General features: G+C 46.1%; 9 protein-coding genes, 1 tRNA gene, 2 rRNA genes, 1 other RNA gene and 1 other annotated feature. Of the genes, 3 read left to right on the top strand and 10 right to left on the bottom strand.

Translation table 11 applies throughout. The features are described from left to right. Positions 1–8 precede the first annotated feature (8 nt). On the bottom strand, positions 9–1706 hold the full coding sequence (gene dnaX, locus MKY84_RS02065) for a DNA polymerase III subunit gamma/tau (RefSeq protein ID WP_342527435.1): 1698 nt from the start codon (positions 1704–1706) through the stop codon (positions 9–11). 97 nt (positions 1707–1803) lie between these two features. After that, an RNA gene (ffs, locus tag MKY84_RS02060) (signal recognition particle sRNA large type) lies at positions 1804–2070 on the bottom strand. A gap of 122 nt (positions 2071–2192) precedes the next feature. On the opposite strand from ffs, the gene MKY84_RS02055 reads away from it, so the two are divergent. Beyond that, positions 2193–2285: transfer RNA gene (locus MKY84_RS02055), tRNA-Ser, on the top strand. 448 nt (positions 2286–2733) lie between these two features. On the opposite strand, the gene MKY84_RS02050 is transcribed toward MKY84_RS02055, so the two are convergent. Together MKY84_RS02050 and MKY84_RS02045 are read right to left on the bottom strand one after the other, a co-directional pair. Beyond that, positions 2734–3402: a deoxynucleoside kinase gene (locus MKY84_RS02050; RefSeq protein WP_342527434.1), complete on the bottom strand. Its 669-nt coding sequence runs from the start codon at positions 3400–3402 to the stop codon at positions 2734–2736. After that, the gene (locus tag MKY84_RS02045; protein ID WP_342527433.1) at positions 3399–4037 is read right to left on the bottom strand and encodes a deoxynucleoside kinase; all 639 of its coding nucleotides are present in this window, start codon (positions 4035–4037) and stop codon (positions 3399–3401) included. The genes MKY84_RS02050 and MKY84_RS02045 overlap by 4 nt, the downstream gene beginning before the upstream one ends. Positions 4038–4167: 130 nt before the next feature. Between MKY84_RS02045 and tadA the strand changes: the two genes are divergently transcribed. Then, a complete protein-coding gene (gene tadA / locus MKY84_RS02040; RefSeq protein ID WP_342527431.1) occupies positions 4168–4656 on the top strand; it encodes a tRNA adenosine(34) deaminase TadA in 489 nt (162 codons plus the stop codon). Between the two features lie 21 nt (positions 4657–4677). On the opposite strand, the gene serS is transcribed toward tadA, so the two are convergent. Then, complete coding sequence (gene serS, locus MKY84_RS02035) at positions 4678–5952, bottom strand: serine--tRNA ligase (RefSeq protein ID WP_342527429.1); 1275 nt, start codon at positions 5950–5952, stop codon at positions 4678–4680. A 63-nt stretch (positions 5953–6015) separates the two neighbouring features. Continuing rightward, positions 6016–6216, bottom strand: a binding site (T-box leader). A 332-nt stretch (positions 6217–6548) separates the two neighbouring features. On the opposite strand from serS, the gene MKY84_RS02030 reads away from it, so the two are divergent. After that, entirely contained in the window at positions 6549–7946 is a 1398-nt protein-coding gene (locus MKY84_RS02030; RefSeq protein WP_342527428.1) for a PLP-dependent aminotransferase family protein, read from the top strand. 37 nt (positions 7947–7983) lie between these two features. Here the strand turns inward: MKY84_RS02030 and MKY84_RS02025 are convergent, their stop codons facing one another. From MKY84_RS02025 to MKY84_RS02005, 5 genes are all read right to left on the bottom strand, one after another. Further along, entirely contained in the window at positions 7984–9297 is a 1314-nt protein-coding gene (locus MKY84_RS02025; RefSeq protein ID WP_342528840.1) for a serine hydrolase, read from the bottom strand. Positions 9298–9451: 154 nt separating this feature from the next. After that, the gene (guaB, locus tag MKY84_RS02020) at positions 9452–10918 is read right to left on the bottom strand and encodes an IMP dehydrogenase (RefSeq protein ID WP_342527426.1); all 1467 of its coding nucleotides are present in this window, start codon (positions 10916–10918) and stop codon (positions 9452–9454) included. Positions 10919–11048: 130 nt separating this feature from the next. After that, a complete protein-coding gene (locus MKY84_RS02015; RefSeq protein WP_342527425.1) occupies positions 11049–11525 on the bottom strand; it encodes a glutathione peroxidase in 477 nt (158 codons plus the stop codon). A gap of 434 nt (positions 11526–11959) precedes the next feature. Further along, positions 11960–12075 (bottom strand): 5S ribosomal RNA (gene rrf, locus MKY84_RS02010). Positions 12076–12121: 46 nt separating this feature from the next. Beyond that, positions 12122–15047 (bottom strand): 23S ribosomal RNA (locus MKY84_RS02005). Between the last annotated feature and the right edge of the window lie 146 nt (positions 15048–15193).

Genomic DNA, 15193 nt, shown 5'->3' with positions numbered 1-15193 from the left:
TTCCTCCTCTAGTCTTCTTTAATTTCCACGAAATCTTCCCCAAACAATTTGGTCGCCTCAGAAATTAGTGGATCTTCGAGCGTTTCTTGCCCGTCTTCCTCTTCTGACTCTTCGACGATACCGGCTAACTGATTGCCCGCAATGAATGACGAGCGAATCTCTAGCCATTGTTCTTCTGGGGTGTAAAGTACTTCATATAATGTTCCCGTGACATCTTCCACTACTTGTGGGAAGAGCGTTGAGAACGTTTGATTATCCATTGCCATCTGGCAGTGAATTTCATATTTAAATTTTAACACAAAAGCAGTATCGGATGCCGCAACAGGTTCTGCATCATTCAAGAGAGCTGCGTGTGACCGCTGCAGCTGCTGAAGAATTTGCGCCCACTGGGTCTTCACTTGTTGGATGGCCGGCTTCGTAGCAGATTTCAAGACCTCTTGAATACGACCTGTTGGCACTTTAATGCCACTTGGGCCGCGTTGGCGTTTTTGCTTTGGCGATTCGGCAGGAGTAGCTCCCCCACTTCCAGCACGCAATTGGGCCTCGAGTTTCGCAATTTTGTTTTCTAGACGTTGGACTTGTTCATCTGAAACAGAGGACGTCCCTGTCGCTACTGGTTGATCTGTTAATTGTGACAAACGGATAAGTGCCGTTTCCACGTAAATTTTAGGATGGTTGGAGAAACGCATCTCCTGCTGCATTTCCGTTGCGATCTGAATGCTTGAATAGAGACGTTGTTGTGAATACCGCTTCGAGAGTGTCTTGACCTCTTCTGTAAGCTCTGCCAGCTCGACCATTTCTTCTGGCGACTCCACGTGTTGCATGATCAATAAGTCTCGGAAGAAGGTGACAAAGTCTTCTAACAACCGGACTGGATCTTTTCCGTCCATAATCAAGCGGTCTAATGAGGAAAGCGCCTCGTTCACATTGCCATCGACTAATGCCTCAGCAATTTGCACGAAGGCATCGGAACCGATTGACCCTGTGATAAATAAGGCATCTTCAACTGTCATCGTCTCTGCGCTGTACGAAACAACCTGGTCTAATAGACTGAGCGCATCTCGCATCCCACCTGCAGAAGCTTGGGCGATCAGGCGTAGCACTTTTTCATCGTAGGGAATACCTGCATCATCCAGGACCTCAATCATGCGCTCCACGATGTCACTGTGTGAAATTCTCTTAAAATCGAATCGCTGACAACGGGAGATGATGGTCAGAGGAATTTTATGTGGCTCTGTTGTCGCTAGTACGAAAACTGCATGTGGCGGTGGTTCTTCTAATGTTTTAAGAAGAGCATTAAATGCGCTCGTAGAAAGCATATGCACCTCATCGATGATATACACTTTGTAACGGGCATTTGATGGAGCAAAGCGTACCTTTTCAATCACATCACGCATTTCTTCAACGCGAGAGTGAGAGGCAGCATCAAATTCAAGGACATCTGGATTTGAACCGTCTGTGATGCTTGTACAAATTGCACACGTATTACAAGGTTCTTTTGCAGGTCCGTTTTCACAGTTTAAAGCTTTAGCAAATATTTTAGCTGTACTCGTCTTCCCTGTACCACGTGGTCCGGAAAACAAATAAGCGTGCGTTGTTTTTCCAGAGTCGAGTGCGTTCTGGAGGGTTTGCTTAATGTGTTTTTGCCCAGACATTTCACCAAATGATTGTGGGCGATACGCACGATAAAACGCTTGATAAGTCACACATTCCACTCCATTTCTAATCGTCAGTCACTCTCTCTATTATACCATAAAAAAACCCGCCTTCCCTAACGGAAAACGGGTGAATCTTCTATGTATACCGTGCACCTTCCTTCGACTGCTACACATAAGCGGCACGCTTGTCGTTAGCTCAGCCCAGGCTACCCCGCGGCACATAAATAACTCCACTTAATGCTGCTTCCTTCCGGACCTGACATGGTTCATGGGTATTCATTGCGCAGGACCCGGACGTCAACACTACGTGCAAACACCGGACCTCACATGCAAACAGCCTCAGAGAAGGAGTTCAGTCTCGCTAGAGCGGATTGCGAGTTACAGGACACCGCTACCTTCCCACCTAGCACGGCATTTACTAGTATACGCACCTCAGATCGAAAAATCAAATGCTGCGATAAAAATTGTTATGAAAAAAATCAATTTCTTTATTGACTTTGAATTTTAGACGTGATAAATTTATTCCTGTACTTCGGAGGTATACCCAAGTCCGGCTGAAGGGATCGGTCTTGAAAACCGACAGGCGGGTCAGACCGCGCGGGGGTTCGAATCCCTCTACCTCCTCCATTTTAAAACACACACACGCATAAACATGAGATTGAATTCGATCACTCCAGATCGAATTTTTCTTAGAACTATCGTGTCTGAATATTTCGAACTGCCTGTCTCACTTTAAGTGGGGCGGGCAGTTTTTTGTTTGTGGGGATTTTAACGTCTACACTTTGCTCTCTTTGGCTTGAGCGTCGAAAACTTTGTTTAGAGCGACGCAAATTGTGAATCCAGCGTCGAAAACTCTTATTCGAGCGTCGAAGCAATTCCCGTCACCCATCTGAGTGACGCAAACCTCGGCTTGAGCGACGAAAATTGCAAATATAGCGATGAAAACTATAATTCCAGCGTCGAAGCAATCACCCGAGAGCAAATATAAACCCCAAATCGGAAAAGTGCACCAGTAATCACGAAAGCCACATCAAAAAACCCCTCCAACCTCAAAAGGTCGAAGGGGCCAAACAAGTTAACCGCGGTAGACAGCCGTCTTTGTTAAGTGGCTTCCGATACGGTCTAATATTTTCTCAACATCTTCTGGACGTTTGACGATGTCGTAGTCGTTGATGTTCAAACGAAGTACAGGACAGCCGTTAAAATTATCAATCCAATTTTCATAGCGTCCGTGCATCTCTTCCCAGTAAGTGATTGGGGTTTGTTGCTCCATTGGACGACCGCGTTCTTGGATACGTCCGATGATGCTTTCAAGAGACCCTTCCAAATAAATCAGTAAATCAGGGTGTGGGAAGTATGGAGTCATGACCATTGCATCAAAAAGGCTCGTGTATGTCTCATAATCTACTGGATCCATCGTACCCTTCTCTTTATGCATACGTGCAAAGATACCTGTGTCTTCATAGATAGAACGGTCTTGGATAAAGCCTCCACCGTATTCAAACATGCGCTTCTGCTCCTTGAAACGCTCTGCTAGGAAGTAGATTTGCAAATGGAAGCTCCATTTAGAGAAGTCATCATAGAAACGGTCCAAGTAAGGATTCGTGTCGACTTTTTCAAATGAAGTCTTGAAATCTAGCGCCTCCGCTAGTGTTTTTGTCATCGTTGATTTGCCGACACCAACTGTCCCAGCAATCGTGATAACCGCATCATGGGGAATGCCGTATTTGTCTCGTAAATTCATCGTTGCAAGCTCCTTTTATGTAGTGTTGCATCTACTTTATCTAAAATATGGGCCAAGTCTTGAGGGTTCTGAATAAAATCGAAGTCATCTCCGCTAAAACGAAGAACGGGGACTTCTGGGTGAGCTTTCTCGAAATCTTCAATAAAGACACGGTAGTCAGCTGAGAGCTGTGCTAGATAGGCAGGATCAATCTTCTTTTCAAAATCGCGACCACGCAGCTCGATACGCTCAAGCAGGACATCGAGACTGGCATCTAGGTAGACGACCATATTTGGTACTGGCATGTCTCGTGTTAAAATGGAGTAAATCGATTCATACTTTGTATACTCAACAGGCGATAATGTACGCTTGGCGAAAATTAAGTTTTTGAAAATATGATAATCAGCCGCAACCGGACGTTCCTTTGCGATATAATGCTGTTGGATATCGGCAAGCTGCTTGTAACGGTTACATAGGAAAAACATTTCGGTTTGGAAGCTCCACTCCGCAATATTGTCATAGAATTTATCTAGGAACGGGTTTTCGTCAACGATTTCTTTTAACAATTCAAATTGATAGGTGTCGGCAATCGCTTTAGCCAGGGATGTTTTCCCTACACCAATTGGACCCTCTACCGTAATAAATGGAATGGACATAGCTTCTGACCTCACTCTTCTGTCTCAAGTCGTGCTTCCCATTTTACCATAGCTCCCCAGTGAAACATAGATGAAAATCCGTCCATCTTTTCTAAGGGTGGACTGCAAAATTTGAAAGGAGGAAGGTCTTATGCACGACTTGTTTATGAGAGAAGCACTTCTAGAAGCTCAGAAGGCTGGTGCAGCAGGCGAAGTCCCGATTGGGGCCGTACTTGTTCATAATGGAGCCATTATTGCTCGTGCCTCTAACCTGCGTGAAACTACTCAAAACGCCCTTACACATGCCGAACTCTTGGTTATTGAAGAAGGGTGCAGGCAACTTGGCAGTTGGCGCTTAGAAGACACCACTTTATACGTCACACTGGAACCCTGCCCAATGTGTGCAGGGGCCATCTTGCAATCACGCATACCTCGTGTCGTTTACGGAGCACGAGATGCAAAAGCGGGATGCGTGCATTCCCTCTACACGCTGTTAAACGACGATCGCTTCAACCATACGTGTGAAGTCGTAGAAGGCGTACAAGCCGAAGCGTGTGGCGAAATCCTCACCTCGTTCTTCCGAAACTTACGCGAACAGAAGAAAAAGAACAAAAGAAAGCAGCTAGAATCCAGTAATTAAAGGATTCAGCTGCTTTTTCAATTAACGGATAACGTCTTTGCCACCCATGTATGGACGCAATACTTCAGGAATCACGACAGATCCATCGGCTTGCTGATAATTTTCTAGAATCGCTGCAACCGTGCGGCCGATTGCTAGCCCACTTCCGTTCAATGTGTGAACGTATTCAGGCTTTGCACCTGCTTCACGACGGAAGCGAATACCTGCGCGGCGTGCTTGGAAATCTTCAAAATTACTGCAAGAAGAGATTTCCTTGTAGTCATTGTAGCTAGGTAACCACACTTCAATGTCATACTTCTTCGCTGCTGTGAATCCAAGATCTGCTGTACACATCAAGAGCACACGATAAGGAAGCCCTAAGAGCTGAAGCACTTTCTCAGCGTGACCCGTCAGTAATTCCAACTGCTCGTAAGATTCTTCTGGTTTTACAAAACGCACAAGCTCTACTTTATTGAACTGGTGCTGGCGGATTAAGCCGCGTGTGTCACGACCCGCAGAACCTGCTTCAGAGCGGAAACAAGCGCTGTAAGCTGTGAAGGCTTGAGGCAACATCTCGGCCTCTAAAATTTCATCACGGTAGAAGTTTGTGACAGGTACTTCTGCTGTCGGAATTAAGAAGTAGTCTTCTTCTTGAATCAAGAAAGCATCTTCTTCGAACTTTGGCAATTGGCCTGTTCCCGTCAAACTTTCACGGTTGGCCATATACGGTGGAATCATTTCTTCGTAGCCATGTTCTTCCGAATGAAGGTCCATCATGAAGTTCAACAAGGCGCGCTCAAGACGTGCTCCAAGACCACGGTAAAAAGCAAAACGGCTTCCTGTTACTTTTGCTGCGCGTTCAAAATCTACAATTTTCAAATCCGTCACGATGTCCCAATGTGCTTTTGGCTCATAATCAAATGTAGGTGTGTCTCCCCATGTGCGGTGAGTCACGTTGTCCTCTTCCGTGTCCCCGATTGGCACGCTGTCGTGTGGAATGTTTGGAATACGCAACATCATGTAATTAAACTTTTCTTCGACAGTGCGAAGTTCTTCGTCTAACGCCTTGATTTCATCGCCCACTTGGCGCATACGAGCAATTGGCTCATCTGCATTTTCTTTGTTGCGTTTCATCGTAGAAATTTGCTCAGAGACTTTGTTGCGCTCAGATTTTAATTCTTCTGTTTTGGCAATTAGTTCTCGACGTTTTTGATCCAGTATTTCAAACTGGTCAAACTCTGAAATATCTTCCCCGCGCTTGGCAAGTTTAGCTTTTACTGCTTCAAAATTATCACGTACATAGCGTACATCTAACATAGAATTTCCTCCTCTTGATTGGCTGCCAACGATTTTTTGCACACAAAAAGCCCCCATCCCTAAAAAAGGGACGAGAGCTACCCGCGTTACCACCCTGGTTGTGTCCATACGAACACCACTTGTCTCATAACGGCCTCTTGACCGGTCTCCGTTATACCGGAGACAACTCTCAGGATGGATTCACAAGTGTTTTTATCAGCTCTCACCAACCGCTGACTCTCTTGAAAAAACGGGCTTGTTACTGCTTCCGATCATCGTTTTTCGCACATGAAATTAGATTTAGTTTACCCGATTTAAAAGAATTATGCAACGGGCATCTCCTTGCGTACGGTTCGTGTGGTCCGGCTCTAGGAGAAATGGTACAAATTTACGAAAATGAGGTAATAGAATGGAAAGTCGCTACAAAAATCTCCTAAAGAAGGCACTTCGACTTTTCAACAGGCTTACATAGCACCATGAGACTTGTTGTTTGAAATCACTTCACACCCCCTCCCCCCTTTTTTAGAAGTTTTTCACTTTCAAGATAGATAGTCGAAATCTTTCTGCAATTTCTCGTATAATGAAAGCACTGCCTACAAATAAGAAAGGGGCTGCCTATGGAATTCTTTTTACCTCATCTTTCTACAGACTCCTCTATGCCTTTATATGAAAGACTTTATCGTGCATTTCGAGAAGCTATTTTAACAGGACAATTAGCAGAAGGTGAAAAATTACCTTCGAAACGACAGCTAGCCGACTACCTCTCGATCAGCCAAACCACCATTGAAACGACTTACCACCAACTGGTCGACGAAGGCTATGTACTCGCTTTGCCGCGAAAAGGCTATTTTGTTCAAAACAGTACGGAGCTGATTCGCAGCGAACCTATAGCACAAAATACGCAGCAGGAAATCACTGCGCCTAGCTACCGTTATGACTTTCATCCAGGAAAGATTGATTTGTCCCATTTCCCACTCGATCAATGGCGAAAGTGCGCGCGTGATGTGCTGACCGATCGCAACCGCGAGCTGCTTCACCTAGGCCACCCACAAGGAGATCTCACGTTACGGCAACAAATCGCCAGTTATTTATATCAATCACGCGGTGTGCGCTGTACGCCAGAGCAAGTGATCATTGGTTCAGGTACTGAGCAACTACTGCCGTTCCTGTTGCGCTTATTAGGAGATGAAGGGGTCCTGGCGATTGAAGATCCTGGCTATTCACTGACACATCATTTTTCACAAAACAGTGCCTACCGAGCTGTTCCAGTAGCCGTAGATGAGGAAGGGATGCAAGTCTCTCTTTTATGGGAAACAGCTGCGACAGCTGCCTATATTACACCTGCTCACCAATTTCCAACCGGCGCCATACTTTCTGCTTCCCGACGTAACCAATTACTAAAATGGGCAAGTGAAACGGGTGGCTATATTATTGAGGATGATTATGATAGTGAATTCAGGTACGTTGGGATGCCTATCCCTGCTCTTCAAGGTTTTGATACGCAGGACCGTGTCATCTATTTGAGTACCTTCTCCAAATCACTGATGCCATCCCTGCGCATCGCTTACACGGTCGTTCCACTTCATCTGTTGGAAATGTACCGCGCCAGATTTGGTCATTATGCAGCGACTGTACCGCGATTTGACCAAGCAACATTAACCCAGTTCATGGCACTTGGCTATTTTGAAAAACATGTGAATCGTATGCGAAAATTATATAAACGAAAACTAGATTTATTGCACAAAGTTGGAGAACAACATCGAGAGTGGTTGCATATTTCAGGAGACCAGGCGGGGATGCATGTCATTATTGATTGCAAGACATCTTATACGGGTGAACAGCTTCGGACGATTCTTGCAGAAAAAGGGATCCGTATCTCAGCACTCGACCATTACCGAATTGATCGAAAAGCATATTCTTCTAAACTTTTGCTTGGGTTCGGAGGAATCCCAGATGAGCAAATGGAGGCTGCTCTTCAAGAGTTATTTCAGCAGCTTTCCCAGTATCATGCATAAAAAAATACAGACCCCAAATGGAGTCTGTATTTTTCATTTAAAAGAGGCCACCCACAAAATCAGTTACGTTGCCCCAAAGTCCAGCAAAGAAAGCACCTATTCCTTGGAATACAAGAGAAACTCGGCTTGCTCGTTCAACTGCTGAAGTCGTTACCATATCGACACCCGCTGTTTGATCGAGAATATAGCCAAGATCCTCCCCTTCTGTTTTCTCAAGCTTTACTTTCCCAACGACTTGACCATTCTCTACATCGGCTTCAAGAACTTCTTCTGTCGGTGTAAAGACGGGTTTATACAAATCTTTTTCATTGGCTTTAATCACCATAGAGATGCTCTCATTAAGTGCAATACCTACAGTGTCTTCTTTTCCTTTATCAACTGCTACAGTTTCAGCACCTTCAATTGTTTGACCCGCTGTCACGATTTCTTGTTTCGTGAATTGAGCAAACCCATAATCCAATAAGGCACGAGTTGCATCAAAACGAGCTTTGTAAGAGCCTACTCCTTGTGAATCAACAGCTTTCATTACAACAGTAATTAAGCGCATATCTCCACGTTTAGCTGTTCCTGCAAATGAATGTCCCGCAAGCTCCGTCGTTCCTGTCTTCAGGCCATCGATTCCTTCATACTCATAGACCAAGCCTGGCAACATGAAGTTCCAGTTCGGCATATCGGTTGCATCATCTGTGCCTTCACGGAATGTTTTACGTGGAATGCTTGCCACTTCCAAAACTTCTGGATAGTCTCGAAGTAGGGCAAAAGCAAGTGTGGCTACCGACTCTGCCGGCATCACGTTCTCGTCATTTGCTCCTGTTGAAGCTGGGTGCATGCCCATTAAGTCTTCATTGTTAAGACCCGAAGAGTTGACGAAAGTATAGCCTTCCAAGCCAAGCTCTGCTGCTTTTTCATTCATCAAATTCACAAAATTATCTTCTGTTCCGGCAATAGTTTCGGCAATTGCTACAGTAGCAGCATTTGCTGAATAAATCGCCATAGCTTCATACAATTCACGAATGGAATACGTGCCATCTTGACGAAGTGGCACATTACTAAGTGCGCGATTTTGAGAAAGTTGGTATGTATAGTCCGTTACAGAATACTGTTGGTCCCACGTAATACGCCCTTCTTCAATAGCTTCAAATAACAGATATTCTGTCATCATTTTTGTCATGCTGGCAATCGCTAACGGCTGCTCTGCATTTTTGCTATATAAAATTTTCCCGGTCTCTGCGTCAATCATTATTGCAGCATCTACTGTTAAATTGAGCGGATCTGTCTCCGCTTGTGCTGCTTGTGGGATACCTACAATTCCTGAAATCAAAAGCATCGGAATAAGGACCCATTGTGCCATCCATTTTTTCAACGTTTTTACCCTCCAAAGCCTATTTTTCCTTGCTCATTTTATCACAAGGCTCTACAAAAAAATGCATTTTCATTAAAAAAAACACCTAATGCCTACATAGGACGGCATAAGGTGTGTGAATGTTCCTGATAGCAACTAGTTATTAGGAAATAGAATAGTTTGGTGCTTCTTTCGTGATTTGCACATCATGTGGATGACTTTCACGAAGACCTGCGCCTGTCATTTTTATAAATTGGGCTTCATTGCGTAATTTTTCAAGATTGTGTGCACCACAGTAACCCATACCTGAACGAATACCACCCGTTAATTGGTGAATCGTATCCGCAAGTGGGCCTTTATAAGGAAGACGTCCTTCAATACCTTCCGGAACAAGCTTCTTGGCATCTTCTTGGAAGTAACGATCTTTCGAGCCACGTTCCATAGCTCCAATTGAACCCATTCCTCGGTATACTTTAAAACGACGACCTTGGAAGATTTCAGTCTCACCTGGGCTCTCTGTTGTTCCAGCAAGCATGCTGCCCAACATTACTACATGGCCTCCAGCAGCTAGTGCCTTCACGATATCACCAGAGTACTTGATTCCTCCATCTGCGATAATCGCTTTGCCGTGCTTACGAGCTTCAGTTGCACAATCATATACAGCTGAAATCTGAGGAACCCCAACGCCTGCCACTACACGCGTAGTACAAATTGAACCAGGTCCGATACCGACTTTGATAATATCTGCCCCAGCTACAATCAACTCACGAGTTGCTTCTGCCGTCGCCACATTCCCGGCAATGATAGCAAGCTCTGGATAAGCTGCACGAATCTCTTTCACCGTCTCAATAACGCCCTGAGAATGTCCGTGTGCTGTATCGATTGTAATGACATCAACATGTGCCTTCACGAGCTTCTCAACACGCATCAGCGTATCTTTTGTCACTCCTACTGCAGCACCGACAAGTAATCGACCATGTGCGTCTTTAGCAGCATTCGGAAACTCAATGACTTTTTCAATATCTTTAATCGTGATAAGGCCTTTTAGAATTCCAGCTTCATCTACGATTGGAAGTTTTTCAATCTTGTACGTTTGCAATACTTTTTCAGCTTCTTCTAGTGTTGTTCCCACCGGAGCTGTGACTAGGTTTTCTTTCGTCATCACATCATCAATTTTTAATGAATAGTCTTGAATGAAACGAAGGTCACGATTTGTAATAATCCCAACTAGTTTTTGTTCTTCTTTATTGTTCACAATCGGCACGCCTGAAATACGATACTTGCCCATCAAATGTTCTGCATCATAAACCTGGTGAGTCGGTGTTAGGAAAAACGGATCTGTGATAACGCCATTTTCAGAACGCTTAACTGTCTCAACTTGCTCGGCTTGCTCGTCAATGCTCATGTTTTTATGAATAATCCCAAGACCACCTTGGCGTGCCATGGCAATTGCCATTTTTGCTTCAGTCACTGTATCCATTCCTGCACTTAAGATCGGAATATTTACTTTGATCTTCTCTGTCAATTGAACTGATAAGTCGACATCCTTGGGCAATACCTCTGATTTCGCTGGAACAAGCAATACGTCATCAAATGTTAATCCTTCACGCTGGAATTTTGATTCCCACATTTTCCGTCTTCCTCCTCTTGGTTTTGAATATTAGTGTTAAGGTTATCAGCGTGGCTAAAAGGTGTCAAGGTAGCAACAAATTAAACATGTATTCCGATTTTTCACAAAAAAAGAACGGATTTCTCCGTTCTTATAAATAACCAAGTAAGTCTTCTTCAATTTTCGCAGGACTTGTTTGTGGCGCATATCGTTTCACTACATTGCCTTCACGGTCTACTAAGAACTTTGTAAAGTTCCATTTGATTCCTTCTGACAGAAGGCCCTTCTTCTCAGAAACAAGATGCTGGAACAATGGATCCGCTTGGTCACCCTTTACATCGACTTTTGCAAACATCGGGAATGACACGCCGTAGTTACGCTGACAGAAATTCATCGTCTCATCAATGTTCTCAAATTCTTGATTGTTGAATTGATCACTTGGAAAGCCGAGCACTTCGAATCCTTGCTCTTGGTATTTTTCATATAGTTTTTGAAGTTCTTCAAACTGGGGAGTGAAGCCACACTTGCTTGCCGTATTGACGACGACAAGCACTTTGCCTTTATAGGCATCGAGTGTTACTTCATCGCCAGTGGTTGCTTTTACTTTGAAATCAAATACAGTTGTCATGAGAGTGTTCGCTCCTTTCAATCTAGTTTAACTTTATCGGAGAATGGCGAGAGAATTCAACTATGTTGTCTTGTCTATCATCAAATTCTCCAACTTCATTTTAGTGGCCACTAACCGACTTCCATTGTCCACTAGTCGATTATGGGAAACTAATCAACCCCTCAGACGCCCAAGCCCTTTCTAGAAAGAGCCCTTTGATACTCAAGGTCTTACTAGGAAGGGCTTTGTGATTGTCAGTACTCACAGAGAGTGCTGCGGTAGCGTTTCGATGACTAATTGAAGAGTTTCGGCGATTGTGTCGGGAGTTTCGACCTCTATCTTCCGCGTTTCACACGATGCTGCTATTATGGAAACTTAATTGCCCCTCACGGGACTTCACTAGAAAGTTCAAGACAACAAAAAAAGCCACCCCTGACGGGATGACCTTCTTGTGTGCCCAGCGACGTCCTACTCTCACAGGGGGAGACCCCCAACTACCATCGGCGCTGAAGAGCTTAACTTCCGTGTTCGGTATGGGAACGGGTGTGACCTCTTCGCCATCATCACTAGACCTTGAGCCTGTTCGCTCAAAACTGGATAGAACTCCATTGATTTTTTTGGTTAAGTCCTCGATCGATTAGTATTCGTCAGCTCCACACATCGCTGTGCTTCCACCCCGAACCTATCTACCTCATCGTCTTTGAGGGATCTTACTTACTTGCGTAATGGGAAATCTCATCTTGAGGGGGGCTTCATGCTTAGATGCTTTCAGCACTTATCCCGTCCACACATAGCTACCCAGCGATGCCTTTGGCAAGACAACTGGTACACCAGCGGTGTGTCCATCCCGGTCCTCTCGTACTAAGGACAGCTCCTCTCAAATTTCCTACGCCCACGACGGATAGGGACCGAACTGTCTCACGACGTTCTGAACCCAGCTCGCGTACCGCTTTAATGGGCGAACAGCCCAACCCTTGGGACCGACTACAGCCCCAGGATGCGATGAGCCGACATCGAGGTGCCAAACCTCCCCGTCGATGTGGACTCTTGGGGGAGATAAGCCTGTTATCCCCGGGGTAGCTTTTATCCGTTGAGCGATGGCCCTTCCATGCGGAACCACCGGATCACTAAGCCCGTCTTTCGACCCTGCTCGACTTGTAGGTCTCGCAGTCAAGCTCCCTTATGCCTTTACACTCTACGAATGATTTCCAACCATTCTGAGGGAACCTTTGGGCGCCTCCGTTACACTTTAGGAGGCGACCGCCCCAGTCAAACTGTCCGCCTGACACTGTCTCCTGCCCGGGTAACGGGCATGGGTTAGAACTTCAATACAACCAGGGTAGTATCCCACCGACGCCTCCTCCGAAGCTGGCGCTCCGGGCTCTTAGGCTCCTACCTATCCTGTACAAGTTGCACCAAAGTTCAATATCAGGCTACAGTAAAGCTCCACGGGGTCTTTCCGTCCTGTCGCGGGTAACCTGCATCTTCACAGGTACTATAATTTCACCGAGTCTCTCGTTGAGACAGTGCCCAGATCGTTACGCCTTTCGTGCGGGTCGGAACTTACCCGACAAGGAATTTCGCTACCTTAGGACCGTTATAGTTACGGCCGCCGTTTACTGGGGCTTCAATTCGCACCTTCGCTTGCGCTAAGCACTCCTCTTAACCTTCCAGCACCGGGCAGGCGTCAGCCCCTATACGTCACCTTACGGTTTTGCAGAGACCTGTGTTTTTGCTAAACAGTCGCCTGGGCCTATTCACTGCGGCTCTCTCGGGCTTTCACCCTGTCAGAGCACCCCTTCTCCCGAAGTTACGGGGTCATTTTGCCGAGTTCCTTAACGAGAGTTCACTCGCTCACCTTAGGATTCTCTCCTCGACCACCTGTGTCGGTTTGCGGTACGGGCACCTCCCGCCTCGCTAGAGGCTTTTCTTGGCAGCGTGAAATCAGAAACTTCGGACTACGTCCTCCTCGTCACAGCCTGGTGTTGTAGATGCGGGATTTGCCTCACATCACACCTCACTGCTTGAACGTGCACATCCAACCGCACGCTTCCCTATCCTACTGCGTCCCCCCATCACTCAAATGGCGGGGAGGTGGTACAGGAATATCAACCTGTTGTCCATCGTCTACGCCTATCGGCCTCGACTTAGGTCCCGACTGACCCTGAGCGGACGAGCCTTCCTCAGGAAACCTTGGTCATACGGTGGATGGGATTCTCACCCATCTTTCGCTACTCATACCGGCATTCTCACTTCTAAGCGCTCCACCTGTCCTTCCGGTCAAGCTTCGACGCCCTTAGAACGCTCTCCTACCACGCATACCCTAGGTATGCATCCACAGCTTCGGTGAACCGTTTAGCCCCGATACATTTTCGGCGCAGCGTCACTCGACCAGTGAGCTATTACGCACTCTTTAAATGATGGCTGCTTCTAAGCCAACATCCTGGTTGTCTAAGCAACGCCACATCCTTTTCCACTTAACGGTTACTTTGGGACCTTAGCTGGTGGTCTGGGCTGTTTCCCTCTTGACTACGGATCTTATCACTCGCAGTCTGACTCCCAGATACAAATCATCGGCATTCGGAGTTTGTCTGAATTCGGTAACCCGGGATGGGCCCCTAGTCCAAACAGTGCTCTACCTCCGAGATTCTTTATCTGAGGCTAGCCCTAAAGCTATTTCGGAGAGAACCAGCTATCTCCAGGTTCGATTGGAATTTCTCCGCTACCCACACCTCATCCCCGCACTTTTCAACGTGCGTGGGTTCGGACCTCCAGTGAGTGTTACCTCACCTTCATCCTGGACATGGGTAGATCACCTGGTTTCGGGTCTACGACCCCATACTCATTCGCCCTATTCAGACTCGCTTTCGCTGCGGCTCCGTCTCCTCGACTTAACCTTGCATGGAATCGTAACTCGCCGGTTCATTCTACAAAAGGCACGCTATCACCCATTAACGGGCTCTAACTACTTGTAGGCACACGGTTTCAGGATCTGTTTCACTCCCCTTCCGGGGTGCTTTTCACCTTTCCCTCACGGTACTGGTTCACTATCGGTCACTAGGGAGTATTTAGCCTTGGGAGATGGTCCTCCCGGATTCCGACGGAATTTCACGTGTTCCGCCGTACTCAGGATACACTCTGGAGGGCAATAGGTTTGGACTACAGGACTTTTACCTCGTGTCGTGGGCCTTTCCAGACCGCTTCGTCTACCTATCGCCTTTGTAACTCCGTATAGAGTGTCCTACAACCCCAAGAGGCAAGCCTCTTGGTTTGGGCTCTTCCCGTTTCGCTCGCCGCTACTCAGGGAATCGATTTTTCTTTCTCTTCCTCCAGGTACTTAGATGTTTCAGTTCCCTGGGTCTGCCTCCGACCAGCTATGTATTCACTGGAAGGTAACATGCCATTACGCATGCTGGGTTTCCCCATTCGGAAATCTCCGGATCAAAGCTCACTTACAGCTCCCCGAAGCATATCGGTGTTAGTGCCGTCCTTCATAGGCTCCTAGTGCCAAGGCATCCACCGTGCGCCCTTCCTAACTTAACCTAAGTTAGTGCTCCTCTAAAAAAGAAGAGACTTAAGGTCACACGTCAATTGCTTGACGTTGTGTTTGTTACAATCAATGTCGTTCTATCCAGTTTTCAAAGAACAGGTTCTGAATGTATGAACATTCAAAACTGAACTGCAAGACG

Origin of the sequence: Chryseomicrobium sp. FSL W7-1435 (genome assembly GCF_038595005.1) — a bacterium.
In the GTDB taxonomy this organism is placed as follows: domain Bacteria; phylum Bacillota; class Bacilli; order Bacillales_A; family Planococcaceae; genus Chryseomicrobium.
The sequence above is the reverse complement of the archived record's forward strand: the minus strand, read 5'-3'. Positions and strand labels throughout refer to the sequence as shown.